Annotated in this window: 18 protein-coding genes and 1 riboswitch; of the genes, 9 read left to right on the forward strand and 9 right to left on the reverse strand. The window is 65.3% G+C overall.

Annotated elements, in window-relative coordinates:
• Nucleotides 1-26 precede the first annotated feature (26 nt).
• Nucleotides 27-1,997 (forward strand): prealbumin-like fold domain-containing protein, encoded by a 1,971-nt coding sequence (locus tag AC1RNP_RS06795; protein WP_493050504.1) that lies wholly within the window; start codon nucleotides 27-29, stop codon nucleotides 1,995-1,997.
• Between the two features lie 91 nt (nucleotides 1,998-2,088).
• Here the strand turns inward: AC1RNP_RS06795 and AC1RNP_RS06800 are convergent, their stop codons facing one another.
• From AC1RNP_RS06800 to trxB, 6 genes are all read right to left on the reverse strand, one after another.
• Nucleotides 2,089-2,589, reverse strand: a complete 501-nt coding sequence (locus AC1RNP_RS06800) for a hypothetical protein (RefSeq protein WP_493050505.1) — start codon at nucleotides 2,587-2,589, stop codon at nucleotides 2,089-2,091.
• Between the two features lie 402 nt (nucleotides 2,590-2,991).
• Nucleotides 2,992-3,339, reverse strand: coding sequence for a hypothetical protein (locus AC1RNP_RS06805; RefSeq protein ID WP_493050506.1), 348 nt, complete (start codon nucleotides 3,337-3,339; stop codon nucleotides 2,992-2,994).
• 206 nt (nucleotides 3,340-3,545) lie between these two features.
• A complete protein-coding gene (gene infA / locus AC1RNP_RS06810) occupies nucleotides 3,546-3,764 on the reverse strand; it encodes a translation initiation factor IF-1 (protein ID WP_117202246.1) in 219 nt (72 codons plus the stop codon).
• 119 nt (nucleotides 3,765-3,883) lie between these two features.
• Nucleotides 3,884-4,615 carry a leucyl/phenylalanyl-tRNA--protein transferase gene (gene aat, locus AC1RNP_RS06815; RefSeq protein ID WP_493050507.1) on the reverse strand — a complete coding sequence of 244 codons (732 nt, stop codon included), beginning with the start codon at nucleotides 4,613-4,615 and terminating at the stop codon, nucleotides 3,884-3,886.
• Between the two features lie 19 nt (nucleotides 4,616-4,634).
• Nucleotides 4,635-5,771, reverse strand: coding sequence for a GNAT family N-acetyltransferase (locus AC1RNP_RS06820; RefSeq protein WP_493050508.1), 1,137 nt, complete (start codon nucleotides 5,769-5,771; stop codon nucleotides 4,635-4,637).
• Nucleotides 5,772-5,937: 166 nt separating this feature from the next.
• Nucleotides 5,938-6,891 carry a thioredoxin-disulfide reductase gene (gene trxB / locus AC1RNP_RS06825; RefSeq protein WP_493050509.1) on the reverse strand — a complete coding sequence of 318 codons (954 nt, stop codon included), beginning with the start codon at nucleotides 6,889-6,891 and terminating at the stop codon, nucleotides 5,938-5,940.
• Nucleotides 6,892-7,113: 222 nt separating this feature from the next.
• Here trxB and AC1RNP_RS06830 point away from each other — a divergent pair, with 222 nt between their 5' ends.
• The 4 genes from AC1RNP_RS06830 (at nucleotide 7,114) to lolA (ending at nucleotide 12,131) form a co-directional block, all read left to right on the forward strand.
• Nucleotides 7,114-8,181 (forward strand): alanine dehydrogenase, encoded by a 1,068-nt coding sequence (locus tag AC1RNP_RS06830; RefSeq protein WP_493050510.1) that lies wholly within the window; start codon nucleotides 7,114-7,116, stop codon nucleotides 8,179-8,181.
• A gap of 335 nt (nucleotides 8,182-8,516) precedes the next feature.
• On the forward strand, nucleotides 8,517-10,817 hold the full coding sequence (locus AC1RNP_RS06835) for a DNA translocase FtsK (protein ID WP_493050673.1): 2,301 nt from the start codon (nucleotides 8,517-8,519) through the stop codon (nucleotides 10,815-10,817).
• 39 nt (nucleotides 10,818-10,856) lie between these two features.
• Entirely contained in the window at nucleotides 10,857-11,357 is a 501-nt protein-coding gene (locus tag AC1RNP_RS06840) for a YybH family protein (protein WP_493050511.1), read from the forward strand.
• Between the two features lie 147 nt (nucleotides 11,358-11,504).
• Nucleotides 11,505-12,131 carry an outer membrane lipoprotein periplasmic chaperone LolA gene (gene lolA, locus AC1RNP_RS06845; protein ID WP_493050512.1) on the forward strand — a complete coding sequence of 209 codons (627 nt, stop codon included), beginning with the start codon at nucleotides 11,505-11,507 and terminating at the stop codon, nucleotides 12,129-12,131.
• Nucleotides 12,132-12,228: 97 nt separating this feature from the next.
• Here lolA and dmeF read toward each other — a convergent pair whose 3' ends face one another.
• Nucleotides 12,229-13,236 (reverse strand): CDF family Co(II)/Ni(II) efflux transporter DmeF, encoded by a 1,008-nt coding sequence (dmeF, locus tag AC1RNP_RS06850; protein WP_493050513.1) that lies wholly within the window; start codon nucleotides 13,234-13,236, stop codon nucleotides 12,229-12,231.
• Between the two features lie 78 nt (nucleotides 13,237-13,314).
• Here dmeF and AC1RNP_RS06855 point away from each other — a divergent pair, with 78 nt between their 5' ends.
• Entirely contained in the window at nucleotides 13,315-14,691 is a 1,377-nt protein-coding gene (locus tag AC1RNP_RS06855) for a replication-associated recombination protein A (RefSeq protein ID WP_493050514.1), read from the forward strand.
• 129 nt (nucleotides 14,692-14,820) lie between these two features.
• On the opposite strand, the gene AC1RNP_RS06860 is transcribed toward AC1RNP_RS06855, so the two are convergent.
• Both AC1RNP_RS06860 and AC1RNP_RS06865 read right to left on the reverse strand, forming a co-directional pair.
• Entirely contained in the window at nucleotides 14,821-16,806 is a 1,986-nt protein-coding gene (locus tag AC1RNP_RS06860) for an LVIVD repeat-containing protein (protein ID WP_493050515.1), read from the reverse strand.
• A gap of 127 nt (nucleotides 16,807-16,933) precedes the next feature.
• Nucleotides 16,934-19,351, reverse strand: coding sequence for a tetratricopeptide repeat protein (locus AC1RNP_RS06865; RefSeq protein WP_493050516.1), 2,418 nt, complete (start codon nucleotides 19,349-19,351; stop codon nucleotides 16,934-16,936).
• 174 nt (nucleotides 19,352-19,525) lie between these two features.
• A riboswitch (Fluoride riboswitch) is annotated at nucleotides 19,526-19,596 on the forward strand.
• 89 nt (nucleotides 19,597-19,685) lie between these two features.
• Here AC1RNP_RS06865 and crcB point away from each other — a divergent pair.
• The 3 genes from crcB (at nucleotide 19,686) to AC1RNP_RS06880 (ending at nucleotide 22,528) form a co-directional block, all read left to right on the forward strand.
• Nucleotides 19,686-20,090, forward strand: coding sequence for a fluoride efflux transporter CrcB (crcB, locus tag AC1RNP_RS06870; protein WP_493050517.1), 405 nt, complete (start codon nucleotides 19,686-19,688; stop codon nucleotides 20,088-20,090).
• 182 nt (nucleotides 20,091-20,272) lie between these two features.
• The gene (locus AC1RNP_RS06875; RefSeq protein WP_493050518.1) at nucleotides 20,273-21,244 is read left to right on the forward strand and encodes an aldo/keto reductase; all 972 of its coding nucleotides are present in this window, start codon (nucleotides 20,273-20,275) and stop codon (nucleotides 21,242-21,244) included.
• Between the two features lie 15 nt (nucleotides 21,245-21,259).
• The gene (locus AC1RNP_RS06880) at nucleotides 21,260-22,528 is read left to right on the forward strand and encodes an NTP/NDP exchange transporter (RefSeq protein WP_493050519.1); all 1,269 of its coding nucleotides are present in this window, start codon (nucleotides 21,260-21,262) and stop codon (nucleotides 22,526-22,528) included.
• The last annotated feature ends 13 nt before the right edge of the window (nucleotides 22,529-22,541 follow it).

Here is a 22,541-nt window from a genome sequence, read left to right on the forward strand (position 1 = left end):
GGGCGCCGGAGGAACAGGGAGGGGATGTGAATAAAATCGGGAAATTCCGCCGGCCGGCGGCCGGTGGTTTGCTTTGGCTGTGCCTGGCCGCTACGCCCGCATGGGCGGCGCAATCGCTCGAGTTGATCAGCAATGCCACGACGCCGGCCAACAGCGGCCCCGCCGGGTCCGGTCCGTCGACAGCGCCGCAGGCCGTGACGATCCGCAACAACACCGACAACCCGACCGGGAACACCTTCGTCCCCACCAATCCGGCGCTCACGGTCACTTACGCGCTCGGTGATCAGCAGTACACGCTCAACACGGTGACCGAATCGTCGACCGGCGTGGCCGTCAACTTCGGCGCGGACGCGAACAATTTCGCTCCTTTGCTGACGAGCACCGGCCTCTATTCGCCGCTGTCCGCCGTCGGTTCACCGGCCAGCGGCAACTTCACCTCCACCGGAGGCGCCGCCGCGGGGACCGGCATCACGGTCGGCACCAACGCGGGCGCGCAGCTGTTCGCCTCGACCCGCGCCTTCGCCAACGCCAATCTGCCGACAGGCACGCGCTTCTACATGGCCACCCTCACGCTGAGCTTCAGCCAGCCCGTCACCAACCCTGTGCTGCATTTCTCAGGCCTCGGCGGTTTCGCCCGGGATACCTCGACCAGCGAGACCATCAACTTCTCGCAGGAATTCGAAGTCGTCACCAGTGGCGTCAGCCTGACCCGGCTGTCCGGCAACACGCCGTTCGCGGTCGGTGCCGGCACAGCCAATGGTTTCAGCTATGGCGCCAACTGGGTGTATTCCACGGTCAGCGCGCCCAGCGTCTCCTGCGCGCTCAACCAGGCCGCGTGCGGATCGGTACGGATCAATGGTTCCGGCCTGAGCACGGTGAGCATGAAGGTGTACATGCGCAGCAACACCAGTTCGACGCGCTGGCAGCCGGTCGCGGTCGCCAACAACGGCGATGCCGTGATCGTCAGCGTCTCCCTGGATGCGCCGACCATCACCGTCAACAAGGCGCTCGCCGCCAGCGGACGCTTGCAGGCCACCGATCAATTCACGACACAGATCAAGGATGCCGGCGGCACGGTCATCAACAGCGTCGCCAACAGCACCACGGCGGGGACCGGCGCCACGGTCACCGCCGGCACCGGCACGACCGGAGCGACCACGGTCGCGGCCGGCGCGACCTATACCTTGACCGAAGCCGCCGCCGGCACCACCAACCTGAGCAGCTATGCCACCAGCATCTCCTGCACCAATGCCAATGCCGCTTCGACGACGGTCCTGCCTTCGGGGTCCGGGCAGAGTTTCACCATCACGCCGCAGAGCCTGACCGACAACATCACCTGCACGCTGACCAATACACCCGGCGGCACGATCGTCATCGTCAAGGACGCCGTCCCGAACGATGCGCAGGATTTCAGCTTCACCACCACCGGCACCGGCCTCAGTGCGTTCAGTCTGGACGATGACAGCGATGCCACGCTGTCCAACACCCGCACTTTCGCAGGCGTCGCGCCGGGCAGCTACACCGTCACCGAGGCGGCGACCACCGGCTGGTCGCTCACGGGACTGGTCTGCAACGACCCCAATGGCGGCAACAGCAGCGGCAACGCCGCCACCCGTGTCGCCAGCATCAACGTGTCGGCGGGGGAAACGGTCACCTGTACCTTCACCAATACCGTCACCACCAGCAATCTCAGCATCACCAAGACCAACACGCCGTCGGCGGGCGCGAGTGACCAGCCCAGCGACACGGTCGGGAAGGGCAGTCTGCAGTCCTACAGCATCGTCGTCAGCAACAGCGGGCCGGGCGATGCCAGTGGCAGCGTCCTGAGCGACCCGTTGACCAGCAGCCTCGATTGCGTCGATGTGCAGTGCGCCGTGGTGAGCGGCGGAGCCATCTGTCCCTCGGTCAGCGTGTCCTCGCTGCAATCGGGTGTCGCGCTGGCGGCGCTGCCTGCCAACAGCTCGTTGAGATTCACCTTGTCGTGCTCGGTGAAATAGCGGTGGCCGAACCCGGCACGCGCCCATGAAAAAACCGGCGGCCATCAGGCCGCCGGTTTCGTTTGTCGCGGAGGATTGCGAGCGATCCGTCTTACGGAGCGAAGCTGCCGCCACCGGAGCAGAGGCCGGTACCGATCAGGCCGTTGTTCCAGTCGTCCAGGGTGTTGGCGAGCTGGATGAGTTCCTGGCGCAGCGGGTCGGTCTTCGGCAGCGCGGCGATCTGCTGCGGGGTGTAGGCGGACAGGATTTCGTCGGCGCGGGTCAGCGCGGCAGCGGTATCACCCGTGGGGTCGGCGCCGTTGGCGTAGTTGGCCTGGGCGGCCACCAGCTGATGGGCGAGGATCCAGTAAGCATTGCCGCGCGGAGCGACCACCAGGACCTGACCGTAGGTGAGGCCGGACTGGTAGAAGGCCTGGTCGCGCAGCGACAGCCAGATATCCGTGGTGAAATCGCCCGCGTTCTGCGCGCGGTTCTGCCAATAGCCCTGGGTGAAGCGGCAATCGGAGGCGGGGGTCAGCGAATCGGCGTGGGCCGGAGCGACGACGGCGGCAATAGCCAGCGCCACGCTTGCGGCGGCAAGACGGAAAGACATGGATGGTTCCCCTATGAATGTGATGGATTTGAGACTGCCGGACACGGTCCTTGGCGGCGGGCATCATATTCGTGATATTCATCACATTCAATAAATACTAAATGTCACATTTCTGATAGCGTATTCAGTTTTCCGCTGGAATGCCGCGGGCAGCAAGCCCCTTGAGCGCCGGACAGCGCCGGCGCGGATCGGCCTCCACGCTCACATACCGTTTTTCAAGGTAGCGGGCCGGTTCGGGGCAGTGCGGGCCACCGGAACCAGAAACGCCGGTCCAGGCTCGGCCCCTGACTTGATGCCGGGCAGGGCAAAACGAGACGCCAACAGGATTCCCGCCGGCGTCCACGCGATCCGGTCACGGGAGGCTTCCCGTGCGATTGCCTTCGTTACCCGGTTCTATCGGTTCTATCGCCGGCGACGCAGGCGCTCGTAGGACTGCTGCTCGATCTGCTCGATCCTCATCACATCGCAGCTGCCGCGCTTGGTCGTGACATGACTGGTCTTCGGGCAAAGACGGCCGTTGTCCGTCGAGACTTCCACCTGGGTGGCCAGGGTCAACGCATCGCAGCCGTTGCCGCGGAAGCCGAGCTTGTAATACGCATCGTTATCCTTGACGAGCGCGTACTGCGTGCCGAATGCCGACACGGTGCGCGCATCGCTGACATCCACGCAACCATCGCCGGACGCCGCGAACGCGGCACCCGCGCACGCGAACAACGAACCGGCCAGGACCATCTTGTTGAGCAATGACATGAGGGCAATCTCGGTGGTCGAGCTCGGATTGAGCTCGCGAGCAAAGTAGCGGTTCGCCGCGCGCGCAAAATCTGCAGGAAGTCGTCATGACCTTCGCCACCGATGACTTCCGGCCTAGGTTCGCCACGGATTCCTGGCGGCCAAAGAAAAAGGCGGCCTCGGGCCGCCTTTTCCATGCACGTGTCGTGCAAATCAATTCATGTGAATCATTTCATGCGATAAGTGATCCGCCCCTTGGTCAGATCGTAGGGCGTCATTTCCACCTTGACCTTGTCGCCGGTCAGGATACGGATGTAGTTCTTGCGCATGCGCCCGGAAATATGGGCGATGATCTCGTGGCCGTTTTCCAGCTTCACCCGGAACATGGTGTTCGGGAGCGTTTCGGAAACCGTACCTTCAAATTCGATGACGTCGTCTTTCGCCATACATCCTGTGCAATCGTGTGATGCCCGGCGCGGAGCGCCGAAATAGCGCGGCATTCTGCCACGAGACGGCTCCACGAGCAAAATTTCGTTATTCGGGCGACCGCATTCGAGCGCCAGCATCAAGCCAGATCGGAGACGGGCAGGGCGCCGAAACGCGCTGTCCAGGCCCCGGAAGGCTCCGGAATCGACGCCAGCGCGCGGACGCGCGCGAGGAAATCGCCACGCGGCCAGGACTCCGCGCCCAGGCTGAAAAGGTGGGCACTGCCGACCTGCGCATCGATCAGCGGCCATTCCCAGGCCGCCAAGCGCCGCGCCAGGCCCGCCAGCGCCAGCTTGGAACCGCCGCTTTCGCCTGAATACATGCTCTCGCCGAAGAACATCCGGCCGACCGCCACGCCATACAGGCCTCCGACCAGTCTCACGCCATCGAAGACTTCGATGCTGTGCGCATGACCGAGGCGGTGCAGCGCGACGTAGGCCGCCAGCATTTCACCGGTGATCCACGTGCCGTCCTGCCCGCGCCTGGGCACGGAGGCGCAAGCGCGGATCACGGCCTCGAACTCGGTATCGGCCCGGATCGTCCACGTCGAGCGATGCAGATCGCGCCGGAAGCGCGACGACAGCCGCACGCCGTCGGTACGGAACAGCGTGCGCGGATCGGGCGACCACCACAGGATCGGCTGCCCGGCCGAGAACCACGGGAAGATGCCGTTCGCATAGGCGTTGAGCAGCCGCGGCGGCGAGAGGTCGCCGCCGAAGGCGAGCAGGCCGTCCGGACGACGCAACGCGGTTTCTGCGTCCGGAAACGGCGCCAGCGGGTCGTCACCGAGTTTGGGCAGGTGATAGCTCATGCGTGAGCGGACTCCGCAATCAGTCGCGGCGGAACGGCATATGTGTCTCGAGCATCCTCGCATAACGCCGCAGCGCAACCGTTTCGTCGCGACACCACTGTTCGAGGGCCGCGGAGAACGCCGGATCGGCGATCCAGTGACGGCTGCGCACGAAGCTCGGCAGGAAGCCGCGCGCGATCTTGTGCTCGCCCTGCGCGCCGGGTTCGAACACGCGCAGGCCTTCGCGCAGGCAGTACTCGATGCCCTGGTAGTAGCAGGTCTCGAAATGCAGGCCCGGAACCTGACGGGTGGCGCCCCAGTAGCGGCCGTAAAGCGTGTCGCCGCCACGCAGGCACAGCGCACCGGCGATCGTCTCGCCATCCTGGTCGGCCAGCATCAGCACCAGATTGCGTGGCATCGCGGTCGCCAGATGCCGGATGAAATCGAGTGTCAGCGCAGGCGAATTGCCGTACTCGGCGAATGTCTGCAGATAGAAGTCGTGGATCGCTTCGAGGTCCGCCTCGCTCGCCTCGTCGCCATGCAGCACCCGGAAGGTGACACCGGCGCGCGCCACCTTGGCGCGTTCCTGGCGGATGTTCTTGCGATGCTTGTGATCCATCGCGGCGAGGAATTCGTCGAACGATCGCCAGCCTTGGTCGTTGCGCCAGTGGTACTGCACATCGGCTCGGGACAGCCATGTATCGCCGGACATTTCGTCGAACGCGGCGTCCTCGCTCTCGCGATGGAAATTGACATGCGCCGACGACAGGCCCATGCGTTCGACGATGCCGCGCATGGCCGCGAGCAATTGCCCGCGACCGGCTTCGTCACGCGCCAGCAGGCGTGGCCCGGTGACGGGCGAGTAGGGCACCGCGCACAACCACTTCGGAAAATATTCGCGGCCGTGACGCGCGTAGGCGTGCGCCCAGGCGTGGTCGAAAACGAATTCGCCGTGGGAATTGTCCTTGAGGTATCCCGGCGCGGCGGCGATCAGCTCGCCGTCCTGCCATAGCGTCAGGTGCTGCGGCGTCCAACCCCACTCGACGCGCAGACAGCCGTGACGTTCGAGACCTTCCAGGAACGCATGTGCGACGAATGGATTGGTACCGTCGTGCAGCGCATCCCATGCCTCGGGGGCGAGGGTCGAAAGATCGTCGAGGATGCGTGCGGTGGTCATGTTCCCGGATCGTCATCCCAGCGAAAGCTGGAACCCATTTTGATCTTGCTTCAAAAGCCAGGACGCTGGACTCCGCTTTCGCGAGCAGAACGGTTTGGAGCAACAGCAAAGTGGGTCCCAGCTTTCGCTGGGATGACGGCAGAAGAGGGCCCTCGCAATGGGCCGCTCAGGCATCCTTGTCCAGGAACTTCTCGGCATCCAGCGCCGCCATGCAGCCGAAGCCGGCGGAAGTGATCGCCTGGCGATACACCTGATCGGCGACGTCGCCGGCGGCGAACACGCCCGGCACCGAAGTCTCGGTGGCGCCGCCGCCCAGGCCGGAGCGGATTTCCAGATACCCATTGTTCATCGCCAGTTGGCCTTCGAACAGCGTGGTGTTCGGCGTGTGGCCGATGGCGACGAAGAATCCGTGCACCTCGATCTCGCGCGTGCTGTTGTCCTGCACCGACTTCAGGCGCAGTCCGGTCACGCCGGCCTCGTTGCCCAGCACCTCGTCGACGACGTGGTGCCAGACCGGTACGATCTTGCCGGCCTGGATCTTGGCCTGCAGTTTGTCCTGCATGATCTTTTCCGCACGCAGCGTGTCGCGGCGATGCACCAGGTAGACCTTGCGGGCGATGTTGGACAGATACAGCGCTTCCTCGACCGCGGTGTTGCCGCCGCCGACCACGGCCACGTCCTGGTCCTTGTAGAAGAAGCCGTCGCAGGTGGCGCAGGCGGAGACGCCACGCCCCTTGAACTTCTCCTCGGACTCCAGCCCCAAATATTTGGCGGTGGCGCCGGTGGCGATGATGATCGCGTCGGCGGTGTAGTCGCCGTTGTCGCCCTTCAGGCGGAACGGGCGCTGCGACAGATCGGCGGTATGAATGTGATCGAAGACCACTTCAGTGTCGAAGCGCTCGGCATGCGCCTGCATGCGCGCCATCAGGGCCGGGCCCTGCAGGTCGTGCGCGTCGCCGGGCCAGTTGTCGACCTCGGTGGTCGTCATCAGCTGGCCGCCCATCTGCAGGCCGGTCACGACCACAGGTTTCAGGTTGGCGCGGGCCGCGTAGACGGCAGCGGTCCAGCCGGCGGGACCGGAACCGAGGATCAGCAGGCGGCAGTGCTTCGAGGTGGTCATGTATACTCGCGGAGTGAAATTTCAGTGTCTCGGGTCGTATAGCTTGGCGGCGCGGAAGCGCCAACTCAAGGCGGCGATCACCGACAATGCTGAAACGATTAGTTCGCCACAATGCAAGCCACGCCCGAACCCGCGCCCTCCCGTGCGGGTTTTTGCCGTCTTGACCTGATGCGGCGATGCCTTTCAACCGAATTTCCACCAAACAGCTAGAGAGCACAGCACATGCGTATCGGCGTACCCAAGGAAACCAAGACTCTCGAAGGCCGCGTGGCATTGGTGCCGGCGGCGGCGGGCGATCTCGTCAAGCGTGGCCACGAGGTCTGGCTGGAGAAGGATGCCGGCATCAAATCCGGGTTCAAGGATGAGCAGTACACGCGCCTGGGCGTGAAGATCGCGCCGGACGCGGCGGCGCTGTACGAAAAGGGCGAGCTGATCGTCAAGGTGAAGGAGCCGATCGAGGGCGACCTCGCGCTCCTGCGCAAGGATCATCTGCTGTTCTGCTATCTGCATCTGGCGCCGCTGCCGGCGCTGACCAAGCGGCTGCTCGACATCGGCCTGACCGGCATCGCCTTCGAGACCGTCGAACTCGACAACGGCGATCTGCCGCTGCTGGCGCCGATGTCGGTGATCGCCGGCAAGATCGGCGTGCAGGTCGGCACGCACCTGCTGCACCAGCCCATGGGCGGCAAGGGCAAGCTGCTCGGCGGCCTGCCGTCGACCGAGCGCGGCAAGGTGGTGGTATTCGGTGCGGGGCAGGCCGGCGGCAACTCCGCGGCGCTGGCCGCGTCCGGTGGCTCCAACGTGGTCGTGTTCGAGAAGCGCCAGGACCGCATGGACGAGATGATGCGCCTGGGCAACAACGTCACCGCGCTGTATCCCTACGACGAAGTCGTGGCGCGCGAAGTGGCCTCGGCCGACCTCGTGATCGGCGCCGTGCTGGTCACCGGCGCGGTGGCGCCGCACGTGGTCAGCCGCGAGATGCTCAAGGGCATGGAGGACGGCAGCGTGGTCGTCGACATCTCCATCGACCAGGGCGGCTGCTTCGAGACCTCGCGTCCGACCACCTGGAAGGAGCCGACCTACGTGGAGGAGGGCGTCACCCACTTCGCCGTCACCAACATGCCCGGCGCCGTGCCGCAGACTTCCTCGCAGGCGATCTGCGCAGCGATCCTGCCGTGGGTGAACAAGCTGGCCTCCGGCAGCTGGCGTGACAATGCGGCGCTGATGCGCGGCATCAACGTCGAAGGCGGCAAGCTGGTACACCCGGCCCTGCAGGGCATGAAGCTGTAAAGTCTTTCCCTTCTCCCCTTGGGAGAAGGTGCCCCGAAGGGGCGGATGATGGCGGGGAAGCGACTTGCCAGGAACGTTGATCGGCTAGTGATTCCCCTCCCTCATCCGGCGCTTCGCGCCACCTTCCCCCAGAGGGAGAAGAGAAAGCGGTCACAAACCGAAATAATCGCGTAGAATCATCGCATTGCAGAGATTTCCTAAGGTATAACCGCACGGTGGCATCCCGTCCGCTCCCGGAACGCAGCAAACGTCCTCGCGCTTCCGCGTCTCAGGGCGCCGCGCCCGCACCCAATGGTCGCAGCACGCCCGATGGCGGCAATGGGCAACGCCAGCGCCTGTGGCGCGACATCGCGCTGATCCTGATCGCCCCGCTGCTGCTGTATCTGCTGGCCAGCCTGTTCACGTATTCGCCGAACGATCCGGGCTGGTCCTCCAGCGCCGGCAGCGTGACCACGCCGCTACACAACCTCGGCGGCCGCGTCGGCGCCTGGCTGGCCGACGTGCTGCTGTACCTGACCGGCTACGTCGCCTTCCTGCTGCCGATCATGCTTGGCGCGATCGCCTGGATCGCCTTGTTCGGCATGGACAATGGCAGCGATACGTCGCGGCCGGGCGGCGGCAATCCCGATCTCGGACCCGCCCTGCGCCTGATGGGCATCGTCGGCTTCCTGGTCTCCGCCACCGGCCTGCTGTACCTGCGCTTTGGCAACGTCGAGCATTTCTCGGCGGGCGCCGGCGGCATCCTCGGCCGACTGGTCGGCAACTCGCTGTATCGCGGCTTCGGCCCGATCGGCGGCAATCTCTTCCTGCTGGCGCTGCTGCTGGTGTCGGTGACGCTGGCCACCGGCCTGTCCTGGTTCAAGGTGATGGACCGCATCGGCCAGTTCGTGCTCAAGCTGCCGGCGCTGATCGCGCAGACTTCTCGCCGCAGTACCCAGCAGGCGGCGGAATGGCAGGAAGCCCGTGCCCACCGCGAGGAGCGCGAGGAAACCCGCAAGATCGAAACCGAACTGCGTGCCAAGCGCGCCCCGGTCAAGATCGAACCGCCGGCTCCGGCGCAGGTGGAGAAGAGCGACCGCGCCAAGCGCGAGCAGCAGATTCCGCTGTTCAATGTCGGCGACGGCTCCGGCATCCCGCCGTTGGCACTGCTCGACGATCCCAAGCCGCAGCCCAAGGGCTACGACGAGGACACGCTGGAAACGCTGTCGCGCCAGATCGAATTCAAGCTCAAGGATTTCCGCATCGACGCGCAGGTGGTCGGCGCCTATCCCGGCCCGGTGATCACGCGCTTCGAGATCGAACCGGCGCCGGGCGTGAAGGTCAGCCAGATCAGCTCGCTCGACAAGGACATCGCGCGCGGCCTGTCCGTGAAGTCGGTGCGCGTGGTCGACGTGATCCCGGGCAAGTCGGTGATCGGCCTGGAGACACCGAACACGCATCGCGAGATGATCTATCTCAGCGAGCTGTTGCGTTCCAAGGAATACGACAAATCGGGCAGTCCGCTCACCCTCGCGCTCGGCAAGGACATCGCCGGCCGCCCGACCGTGGCCGATCTCGCGCGCATGCCGCACCTGCTGGTGGCCGGCACCACCGGTTCGGGCAAATCCGTGGCCGTGAACGCCATGGTGCTGAGCCTGCTGTACAAGGCCGGTCCGCAGGACGTGCGCATGCTGATGATCGACCCGAAGATGCTGGAACTCAGCGTCTACCAGGGCATCCCGCATCTGCTGGCGCCGGTGGTCACCGACATGAAGGAGGCCGCCAACGGCCTGCGCTGGTGCGTGGCGGAAATGGAACGCCGCTACAAGCTGATGTCGGCGGTGGGCGTGCGCAACCTCGCCGGTTTCAACAAGAAAGTGAAGGATGCACAGGACAGCGGCCAGCCGATGATGGATCCGCTGTTCAAGCCGAACCCGGAGCTGGGCGAGGCACCGCGTCCGCTGGAAACTTTGCCGTTCATCGTCGTGATCATCGACGAATTCGCCGACATGATGATGATTGTCGGCAAGAAGGTGGAAGAGCTGATCGCGCGCCTCGCGCAGAAGGCGCGCGCGGCCGGCATCCATCTCGTCCTGGCCACGCAGCGTCCGTCGGTGGACGTGATCACCGGCCTGATCAAGGCCAACATTCCCACGCGCGTCGCCTTCCAGGTATCGAGCAAGATCGACTCGCGCACGATCCTCGATCAATCCGGTGCCGAGACACTGCTCGGCCACGGCGACATGCTCTACCTGCCGCCAGGCACCGCGTTGCCCGAGCGCGTGCACGGCGCCTTCGTCAGCGACGAGGAAGTGCATCGCGTCGTCGATCACCTGAGGCAGAGCAGCAGCGGTCCCGACTACATCGAGGGCGTGCTCGACGAAGTGCAGACCATGGGCGACGGCACCGTGGTCGGCGCCACCGGCCTGCCGGAAGCCGGCGGCGGAGCAGGGGACGAGAGCGATCCGCTGTACGACGAAGCGGTCAAGATCGTCACCGAAACGCGACGCGCCTCGATCTCCGGCGTGCAGCGGCGTCTGAAGATCGGTTACAACCGTGCCGCGCGTCTGGTCGAAGCCATGGAAGCGGCCGGTGTAGTCTCTCAGCCCGAGCACAACGGCGACCGCACGGTACTGGCACCGCCGCCGCCGAAGTAGCTCGCGCCCTGCTGCTTCTTCATTCAAGGACTGAGTTTCATGAAAAAACATCTTCTGCCGATCGTCTGCGCGATCGGTTGCTTCCTCGCACCCATCGGCTCCGCCTTCGCCCAGGACGATGCCACCCAGAAACAACAAATCGAGGCCGTGATCGAAGCCTTCCGCACCTCGATCATCGAGAAGGACAAAGCCAAGTTCACGGCCCTGCTGTTTTCCGAGGACATTCCCTGGACTTCCGTGGTCGCCGAGGAAACGCTTGCCCGGACGCGCAAGAAAAAACCCGAGGCCAAGCGCGTGTATCCCAGCGACGACAAGGGCGCCATCGAGTTCATCGACTCGATCGTGGCCGAGAAGGAACCGCAGGAAGAAAAGTTCGAGAACGTCCGCATCGAGACCGATGGCAGCATCGCCTCGGTCTGGTTCGACTACAGCTACCACGACGGCGCGAAGAAGACGAACTGGGGCAAGGAAACCTGGCAGCTGGTGCGCACCGATGGGGGTTGGAAGATCAATTCCGTGATCTGGTCGATGACCTACTGACGTTCATCCGGCCATGGTGAGCACGCAGCGATCGCGGGCCGCCACCTGGAGCCGCCGGTTCTCCGGCGGCTCGCCGCGATCCCGGACAAGCCCGAGTTCAGCTTCCCCTTCGCACACTTTTCCCCGACATCACGCCGACAGCCTTCCATGCCCGCCTTCCGCATCGTTCTCGCGCTCGTTTCCCTGCTTTTCGCCGCCAGCGCCAGCGCCGGCGCGCGTGACAGTCTGGCCGCCTTCACCAAGGACCTGAAAGGCCTGGACGGCCAGTTCTCGCAGCAAGTCTTCGATGCCAACGGCAGGCGCAAGGAATCCTCCAGCGGACGTGTCGCCTTGTCGGCGCCGCGCCTGTTCCGCTGGGAATACGCCAAGCCCTACGAGCAGCTGATCGTGGCCGATGGCAAGAAGGTCTGGGTGTACGACCCGGATCTGTCGCAGGTGACCGTGCGTCCGCAGGGCGCGGAAGAGCAGAACAGCCCGCTGGCCGCGCTGATCGAGCCGGGCAAGCTGGATCGCGACTTCGACGTTTCCGAACTCGCGGGCACCGACGGCGGCCTGCAATGGCTCACGCTGACGCCCAAGCGCGGCCAGGAAGCGAGCTTCCAGATCGCGCGCCTGGGTTTCGGTGCGGGTGGCTTGGCGAAGCTGGAGGTGACCGATTCGCTGGGACAGCGCACCGAGATCGCGTTCAGCGACTGGAAGAAGAATCCGGCGTTCGCGAAGGGCATGTTCACCTACACGCCGGGCAAGGGCGTGGATGTGGTCGGCGAGAACTGACGCGCTTCCGATTTGACGTGTCCGCTCCTACAAGGCTCGTCATCCCGGCGAAAGCCGGATGACGAGTCCTGGAATCTGTGCGGCTAAGCCAAATGCTTCAGCTGCACGTCTGCACTTCGATGCTGACATGCGCCAGCGATTCGATCCCTTCCAGCCGCGCGCGGTAATCCGCCAGCGGCTGCGGATGATGTGTGACCAGGGACACGATCGCGGCGAAACTCCCGGGCCCCACGCGCCACAGGTGCAGATCGGCGATGCGATGATCGCCGAATTCCAGACGCTTCCGGATCGCATCCTCCATCCCGACAGGCGCCGAGGCATCGAGCAGGACGGCTGACGTATCGCGCAGCAGTGCGTAGGACCAGCGCAGGATCACCAGCGCGCCGACGATGCCCATCAGCGCATCCATCCACACCCAGCCCAGCGTGCGCCCCAGCAGCAGCGCGACCACGGCCAGCACCGAGGTCAGCGCGTCGGCCAATACATGGAAATAGGCCGAGCGCAGATTGTGGTCGGCATGGGAATGCGCGTGGCCGGCATGCTCGTGATGATGGTGGTCGTCATGGGCATGGTCGTGATGGTGGTGATCGTGATGATCATCATCGTGAGCATGGCCATGCGCGTGGCCATGATGGTGATGATGGTGATCACCCGACAGCAGCCACGCGCTGACCAGATTGACCGCCAGCCCCAGGATCGCCACCAGGATGGCCTGATCGAAGGCGATCACCACCGGATTCGCCAGGCGCAGTACCGACTCGACACCGATGCCGAGCGCGATCACCGCCAGGATCAGCGCGCTGGAGAATCCGGCGAGATCCCCGATCTTGCCGGTCCCGAACGAAAACCGGCGATCGTCGCGATGCGCCTGCGCGTACCAGTAGGCGAAGCCGGCGATCGCGAGCGCCCCCGCGTGCGTGGCCATGTGAAAACCGTCGGCCAGCAAGGCCATCGATCCGGTCCACCAGCCAGCCAGGATCTCGAACACCATCATGCCGGCCGTCAGCGCCACCACGTACCAGGTGCGGCGCGCGTTGCGCTCGTGGCGGTCGCCCAGGTAGTCGTGGCGATGCGTGAATTCGTGCAGGGCGTCGAGATGGCTCATGGGAGGCTCCGCGGCGGGGAAGGGGCGAGTGTAGCGGGGCGCATCGGCCCCGAAGGACACAACGGATAGAATAGTCCGGTGGCCAGGCGAACGCCCTCGCAATCCGATGAAAACGATCTGCTGACGACCGATCGCGACGCGCTGCGCCCGCTCGCCGAACGCATGCGCCCGCGCACGCTCGACGACATGGTGGGGCAGCGCCGCCTGCTCGCGCCCGGCACCGCCTTGCGCAAGTCGATCGAGTCCGGGCACGTGCATTCGATGGTGCTGTGGGGGCCGCCGGGCTGCGGCAAGACCACGCTGGCGCTGCTGCTGGCGAAATACGCCGATGCCCACTTCCATGCCATCTCCGCGGTGCTGTCTGGATTGCCGGACGTGCGACAGGTGTTGGCCGAGGCCGCACATCGTTTCGCCGAGGGCCGGCGCACCGTGCTGTTCGTCGACGAGGTGCACCGCTTCAACAAGACACAGCAGGATGCCTTCCTGCCACACATCGAGCGCGGCACCATCCTGTTCGTCGGCGCGACCACCGAGAATCCATCGTTCGAACTGAACTCGGCGCTGCTCTCGCGCTGCCGCGTACACGTCATGGAAGCGGTGGCGGCCGACGACATCGCCGTGGCGCTGCGGCATGCGCTCGAGGACAAGGAACGCGGCCTCGGCGATCGCGGCCTCGTCATCGGCGAGGATCAGCTGAAGCTGATCGCCACCGCTGCCGACGGCGATGTCCGTCGCGGCCTGACGCTGCTGGAAATCGCCGCCGAACTCGCCGACGAAAGCGGGGCGGGCGAGAGCGGCACGATCACTGACACGATCCTCGAACAGGTGCTCGCCGACCGCACGCGCCGCTTCGACAAGGGCGGCGAACAGTTCTACGACCAGATCTCAGCCCTGCACAAATCGGTGCGCAGCTCCAATCCGGACGCCGCGCTGTACTGGTTCACGCGCATGCTCGACGGCGGCTGCGATCCCAGCTATCTGGCGCGACGAATGACGCGCATGGCGGTGGAGGACGTCGGATTGGCCGATCCACGCGCCTTGGCGATGGCGATCGAAGCCTGGGAGACCTACGACCGGCTGGGCAGCCCCGAAGGCGATCTGGCATTGGCGCAACTGGTGATCTATCTCGCCAGCACGGCGAAATCCAACGCCGCCTACGTCGCCTTCAACACGGCCAAGCGCGACGTGGCCGAATATGGCACGCAGGAAGTGCCCATGCACCTGCGCAATGCACCGACCAAGCTGATGAAATCGCTCGGCTATTCGAAGGGCTATCAGTACGACCACGACGCCGAGGGCGGCATCGCGCTCGACCAGACCGGCTTTCCCGATGCGATGGGCGAGCGCGTGTACTACGAACCGGTGGCGCGCGGCATGGAAATCAAGCTGAAAGAGAAATTGGATGCATTGCGACAGGCGCGTGCGCAGGCAAGACAGTCGACGAAGAAATCGTAACCACTCCAGAAAGTCTTTGGCCCGTCATTCCCACGAAGGCGGGAATGACGAATACGAACGCGCCCCGGTTTGAACCGGGGCGCGTTGTTTTCTCGAAAGAACAGTTCCGTATTCCGGCGGAGCGCTAACTTACGGCGTGCTCCTGACAATCGGCCCATCCTGCCTCGGCAACGGCAGCTTGAACCCGCCGAACACCTGCACGCCACTGTTTCCGCCCAGCACCCACAGGCGGCCGAAATCATCGATGCGCATGCGCTGCGGCGCCTGGTGCCCGATCGTCGTGGTCTTGCGCAGCTTCGGATTGGCAGGGTTGGAGACATCCAGCTCGTGCAACCCGTTCACGTCGGCGAACCAGGCGCGATTGCCGTGATGGACCACCTTGTTGTAGTCGGCCGAGGCGCCGGAACTGTAGCCGCCGATCAACGCCGGCGCCGCCGGCTTGGCGATGTCGATGATCTGCATGCCGCTTTCGCAGGCGAGATAGAGTCGCGACGTGGCGTTGTCGACGCTCAGGTCGAAGGCCGAACCGCAGCCCTTGTCGAAACGGGTCAGCAGCACCGGCTGCGCCGGATCCTTCAGATCGAACACGCGCAGGCCACCCACGTTCTCCACGCCGAATTCCTGGCCTTCCGCCAGATAGAGATAGCGCCCGTCGACCTTCATCCGATAAGGCTGCGAGGACAGGCCGTCCGCCCACACCAGCTGCGGTTCTTCCGGATTGCTGATGTCGGCGACGCCGATCATGCCGCCATTGGTCCACTTGGCCAGGTAAGCGTAGTTGCCTTTCACGTCGAGCACGGACGCGAAGGGAAACTCCAGGCGGCCGGACTCGCGCGGAATCTTCGGATCGGAGAGATCGAACGTGATCAGGCCATACCCCCAGGCCACGAGATAGGCGCGGTTGCCGGCCATGGCGATCTGCTCGAAACTGCGCGCCTGCAGGTACGGCGGCAGCTTGGCCTCCATACGGATGACGGGCGTCATCGTCAGCGGATCGCTCACCGTCATGCCGTAGTTCGGCTGCAACAGCAGCGGGAAACCGCGCCAGAACACGACATCGCGCGCGGCCACGCCGCCCGGCAGCCAGGACGTGGCGGTGCGGCGCGGCTTCGCCGGCACGCTCACGTCGAGCGATTGCACCAGATCGGTGTCGGTCTGCAGCAAGGCGGTGTTGCCGAGCTTGACCGCGTATCGTCCACCGAGCGTGGAGATGTCCAGATGCCCCGCGGCACTGGGCGCGTCGACGTTGCCGATGTTCCACACATCCAGACCGTCGCTGTAGCCGAAGCTGTAGTAGTGCGAGCCCACGCGGAACCCATGCGTGGCTGGCCGGATGTCGAGATAACCACGCCGCACCATCTGCTGCGGATTGCTGAGGTCGTACAGGCTGAGCTGGTTGCCGACGCCGATCGCGAAGCCTTTCTCGGGCGTCAGGCTGAAGCTGTCCAGTCCATCCACCTGGTGATCGGCCATCTTGTAGGGCGCGGTCGGATTGCTCACGTCATAGAGATCGAGCACTGTCCCGCCCAGCCAGCTGCGGCCGGTGGCGTAGATGACATCGCCGTAGGCAACCAGCTTGTTGTACTGGACCGGCACCCCGATCGAGCTCTGTACAAAGGTCGGCTTGCGCGGATTGGACAGATCGCCGACGAAGACACCGTAGTTGTTGTCGAACAGGTACAGATGCCCATTGGCGACGACGAGTCCGAGGGCGTACTTGTCCTCGGCTTGCAGGTAATCCAGATTGCCGTCGAGCAGCACGGGACTGGCCGGGTTCGCCAGCGAATACACGGCGACACCGCTGGTGCCGTCGTAGCCACGCCAACTGGCGTACAGATAGCTCCCCTGGCGCACCAGCGAATTGATCACGCCCTCGGCGGGCGCCGTGGTGCCGATGCGCAGGGGACGGTTGGCGCGACGGTAGTCCCAGGTCGCCAGGACACGGCCAGTGGGGAAGTACACGTAGCTTCCATCGACGATGGGTTCGGCCTCCACCGCGCCGCCGCGGATCAGAGAGAGCTCCAACGGACGGCTGCCGGTGGAGGCCGGTACGGCGGCGGTCGCTCCGGCGGACAAGGTGGACAACAGGGCGGCGGCCAATAGCTTCTTGATCATGTTTCTCGCTCTCCCGGGCGTGCTTTCGAACGGTGTGTTCTCGAATCCGGAAACGTGGCGTCGACGCGGCACCGGAATCATTCCAAGCGTTTGACGATCGTTTGATAACGTCGTGCCGGTTGCCGTTTTATTGCGCTCCGTCACGTTTGCCAGGCTGTTGCGGCGAGCGCGGGTCCAGCTCCGCGGCGATGCGGCGCTCGCCGGCCAGGCGCAGGGCGCGGTCGAACGCGTCCTGCCATTGCGCGCGGTTGCCCATCGCGCGCTGCAGCCGCAGTTGCAACATGGCCAGGTCGAAGTCGTATTCGGCCCATGGCGCGACGCGGCCGATCAGCGTGGCGGCCTCGTCCTGCCGGCCCTGGCGCAGCAGCCAGAGGGCGTAAGGCTTCACGACCGCCGCGATCTCGTCCGGAACCCCGCGACGATCAGCCAGGGCCAGCGCGGCCTGGTAGCCGTCGCCAGCGGCCTTGTCTCCACGCGACTGCTGTTCCAGCGCGGCGAGCAGATGGGCTGGCAGTGATTCGTCCGAACCTGGCGCGATGCCCGGTACGATCCCGGAGGTCGTTTGCAGATCCGCCTCCAGCGCCGCCTGCTCCCGATGCAATTGCATCCACTCGTGCAGCCGGTCGTTCCGTTGCCGCGGCCAGTCGCGCAGACGCGCGTCGGCCAGCGACACGGCCTCCCGGAACTGTCCCGCCTGCATGGCCAGCTCGACGCGCAGGTAATCCACGCGGCCGTAGTCGGCGGCCGAGACGTGACCGGCTTCTGGCATCGCCAGCAGCCGCGCGGCTTCGCGCAGCCGGCCGGCGGCGATCAGCGTCTCGGCGCGAATCAGGATCAGGTCTGCGCGCTGGATCGGATCGCGGATGCGGTCCAGCATCGTCCAGGCGCGTTCGCTTTCCGCCAGCGCCGCGTCCGGGCGCAGCAGTTGCAGATGGGCGGTGATCAGCATCCTGCGCAACGTCGCCAGCTCGCTGACCGCGCCCATCGACTTGAAATCCTCCACGGCCTTGCGCAGGTAGGGCAGGGCCTGCGCGGGGCGTTCGCGGTCGACCTCGAGGATGCCGAGATTGGCATCCACCCGCGCCACCGCCAGCGTGTCGCCGGCATTGGTCATCTGCACGCGGGCACCGCCGTAGTCGGCAAGGGCGCGATCGAAGCGGCCCTGCGTGGAATGCACCACCGCGCGGCCGCTCAGCGCCACGCCCAGCTCCGAGGGATGCTTGCCGTCGCTGACCAGCGCCACCGCCTCGTCGTAGTTGCGCTCGGCCTCGTCGTAGCGTTCCAGACGGATCAGCATGGCGCCGCGCGCGTTCAACACCCGCGTCTTGAAGACCGGATCACGCCGTACCTCGTCGGTGGCCAGCAAGCTGTCGAGGGTCTCCAGCCCACGCGTGTATTCGCCGGCGCGGAAATCCACCCGCGCCAGTTGATAGCGGAGCTGAGGCTGGGCGCGCTGCAGTTCCGGTGCTTCGACCAGGATGCGGCGCGCGGTCTCGATTTCGTTGGCCAGCATCGCCGCACGCGCGCGTTGCAGGCGTTCGGCCAGGTCGGGCTGCCTGTCGTCACGTTCCGGCAGACGGCCGCCCAGCACCGCCAGCAGGCGATCGGTGGCAAGCCGCGCCGCACCGAGCAGATCGGCCTGGCGCGCTTCGCCGCGCTGCTCCACGCCAGCGGCATCGATGGCCACCAACGTCACGTGCCAGTCCGACGATGCGCGTTCGGCGCGGCTGCTGACGATCCAGTCCGCACGCGACGCCCGCCGCAACAACTGCGGATCGTCGGCACCTTGCTCGCGCAGCACGCCGAGCACCGCCTCACTGGGCATGACGCGCAACCCGGCGCGATGCAGACGGTCGCCGATGAAATCCATCAAGCCCAGGCGCGCCCAGCTGGCGGTGTCTCGGTCGTCGATGTCGCTGGGCAGCACCATCAGAATCCGGCTGGAAGACGTTTGGGCCGCGACATCAACGACGGGCTGCGCAGAGCGCGACAGCCACAGGCGTTGAACGCCCCAGGCCGCCAGCGCCAGCACGACCACTGCCGCGACAGCCCCCCACCTCCAACGTCGGGGGCGACGCGCGGCAGGCGTGAAAGAGGGCATGGACGCCACTTCTTCCTCCACCACCGCATCTGATGGCGGCGGCACCGGATCAGCAGGAACGACGCCAGCCTTCTCGACTTCCGCATCCCCGGCCATCGCCGGCGGAATGTCTCCGGCGCCGGCCACCTCGACCACGGTCTCTTCCATCCAGCGAAAGCCATACCGCGGCACGGTGCGGATCGAACGCTGCTCATGGCCGTCGTCGCCGACCGCACGCCGCGCGCGCACCACGATCTGCGCGAGCTGCGCGTCGGACACGTCGGCACGACCGAACACGGCTTTCACCAGCTCGTCGCGACTGACGGCACGGTCGCGGTGTTCGATCAGGAAACCTAGGCATTCGAAGACGCGCGCCGGCAGCGGAACCGGTTGGTCCGCGCGGTACAGCTCGCGTTTGCCGAGGTCGAGCGAATGATCGCCGAAGCGATAGCGGAGGATCGTCATGGAAGCGGGGGAAGGTCTTCCGTTGTCGGAAGCCCGCGCACAGGGTCGCGGACTTGCCGGAGGGATACCCGCAATGATGTCGCATCGGCGGCCGGAATGACGAGTCACCACATGCCGGCGATCCAGTCCGGCGTGCATCAAGGCCGATCACGGGCATAATCTGGCGCCTCAAATCCGATCACGGGAGATGGCATCCTCCCTGAACCGCTGGCGCCGATGCGCCGGCTGATGATGCCTACCGAACCTGGCACGAGGGCGGTAGGCGCACGCCCTTCAAACAACTTCAAGAATGAGGGCTAATCATGTGTTTTGATTCAATTTTTGAGGCTACGCCATGAACCCCGCCATCTGGTGGTGGCAATTGGGGCTGGTGATGGCGGGCGGTGCGCTCGGCGCGGCGGGACGGTTCTGGATCGGCGGCTGGCTGTTGCGGCAACTGGGCAACGGCTTTCCCTGGGGTACCTTCGCGGTCAACCTCATCGGCTCGTTTGCGGTCGGCTACATCGCCGTGCTGCTGGAAGGGCGGGGACCCTCGGCGCTTTACCTGCGCGCCTTCCTCATCGTCGGCGTGCTTGGCGGCCTCACCACCTTCTCGGCGCTGATGCTCGAATGCCTGCTCTTCGCACGCTCGCAGCGCAGCGAACTGATGCTGGTGTATCTCTCCGCATCCATCGTGCTGGGGCTTGCACTGGTCTGGGCGGGTTCGCGCGCGGCGGCGGCGATGCACTCGATCGGTTGATCGCGACTCGAACGACGCGACACTCAAGCGCGATGCAACTCAAGCGGCATCACGTGACACGGATCACGCCCGTCTAACGCGAACACAACATCGCGCCATGTCGAATGGCACTGCCTGATGACATGACCGTGGCGCAGTCTGGCTCAACCTCGGCAGATGCCGTCCATCATCGGAGGTTGTGCATGTCTTCGCGTCGAGATTTCATTTCGAGCAGTGCCTTGTCGATCGCCGCCGTCGCCCTGATGCCGCTGGCCGCCTGCAGCCAGGGCACCACATCCGCGAACGCCGCCGGTGAAGCCGCCAAACCCGCGCCGAAGCCGTTCTCGGGCACCTTGCTCAAGCGTGCGATTCCATCCAGCGGCGAGCAGATCCCCGTGATCGGCATGGGCACGTCCGGCTCCTTCGAAGTCGGTGACGATGCCGCCAGCCGCGATCCGTTGCGCGAGGTGTTGAAGCGTTTCATTGCCGCAGGCGCGACCGTCATCGACACCGCGCCGACCTACGGCACCGCCGAACCCGTGCTCGGCGCGCTCATCGCCGAAGCCGGCGTTCGCGACAAATTGTTCCTGGCGACCAAGCTCTCCGGTGTCACCGGCCGTGACGAAGGCCTGAAGCAATTCAATCAATCGCTGAGCGACCTGAAGACGGACAAGGTCGAACTGCTGCAGGTCCACAACCTCGGCGACACGGAAACACAACTGGCGCTGGCGCGCGAGCTGAAACAGCAGGGCAAGACCAAGTACGTCGGCCTGACTCACTACGTCGAAAGCGCCCAGGACGAACTGGCCGACCTGATGCGGAAGCTCAAGCCGGATTTCGTGCAGATCAACTATTCGCCGATCGCGCGCGGCGCCGAAAAGCGCATCTTCCCGCTGGCGCAGGAGCTTGGCATCGCGGTCATGATCAATCGCGCCTTCGCAGACGGAAAACTCTTCGCTCAAGTGAAAGGCAAACCGGTCCCGGACTGGGCCAAGGGCGTCGGCGCCGATTCATGGGCGCAGCTGTTCCTGAAATTCGCGATCAGTCCGCCGGCGGTGACCGTGGTGATCCCCGCCACCTCCAAGCCCGACAACCAGACCGACAATCTGAAAGGTGGCGTTGGTGAACTACTCGACGACAAGCAGCGCGCCGCGCTCGTCGCCGCACTGAGCTGAGACAGGGCAGGACACATGCTGCGACGCTGGTTCACGCGCCTGTTCGATCTGCGGGAGGAGGAATCCGGCGCGGTCCTCGCCGGATTCACGCTGTTCTTCCTGCTGTTCGCCGGTTATTTCATGTTGCGGCCGGTGCGCGAGACGATGGGCATCACCGGCGGCGTGGACAACCTGCAATGGCTGTTCACCGGCACTTTCATCGCCACGCTGGCGGCGATGCCGTTGTTCGGCTGGATCGCCTCGCGCGTGCAGCGGCGGCGCATCCTGTACTGGGTGTTCGGCTTCTTCGCCGTCAACCTGGCCGGGTTCGCGTTCGGTTTCATCTTCTCGCCTGATAACGTCTGGCTGGCGCGCACGTTCTACATCTGGATCTCGGTGTTCAACCTGATCGCGATCTCGGTGGCGTGGAGCGTGCTCGTCGATCTGTTCGCGGTCGCGCAGGCCAAGCGCCTGTTCGGCATCATGGCCGGCGGCGCGAGCCTGGGCGGACTGGTCGGCCCGGCGCTCGGCGTGACGCTGGTGGATGTCATCGGCCATCCCGGCTTGCTGTTGCTGTCGGCATTGCTGCTGATCGCGGCCGCATTCGCCGCGCGTACCGTGCAACGCTGGCGCGATGCGCGGCCGTTGTCGGCGGAAGAGATCATCCAGCGGCAACGCCCATTGGGCGGCAGTCCGCTGGCCGGTGCCACCGAGGTGCTGAAATCCCCCTACTTGATCGGCATCTCCATCTTCGTGCTGTTGCTGGCGAGCGTCAGCACCTTCCTGTACTTCGAGCAGGCGCGGCTGGTGGAACTCAACTTCCCCGACAGGCATGCGCAGACGAAGGTGTTCGGCACGATCGACATCATCGTGCAGGCGCTGTCGATCCTGTCGCAGCTGTTCCTGACCGGACGGCTGGCGCAGCGCCTGGGCATCGGCGTGCTGCTCGTGGCGGTGCCGGTGGTCACGGTGTTCGGCTTCCTCTGGCTGGCCTTCGCGCCGACCTTCGCCGTGCTGGCGATCGTGATGGTCGTGCGCCGCGCGGGCGAGTACGCCTTCATCCGGCCGGGACGCGAAATGCTGTGGACCGTGGTGGAGCCGGAAGCCAAGTACAAGGCGAAGAATTTCGTCGACAGCGTGGTCTATCGCGGCGCGGATGCGCTCAGCAGCTGGCTGAAAGCCGGTATCGACGCCCTGGCGCAGCAACCCGCGATCGCCGCTGTGCTTGGCGCGGTGATCGCATTGTTGTGGGCGCTCAATGGCGGCGCGCTGGCCCGTGCCCATCGCCGCATCGCGGGCGGCTGAATTGCGCACAGTC

The organism is Luteimonas sp. GW821-FHT14E02 (assembly GCF_058803905.1).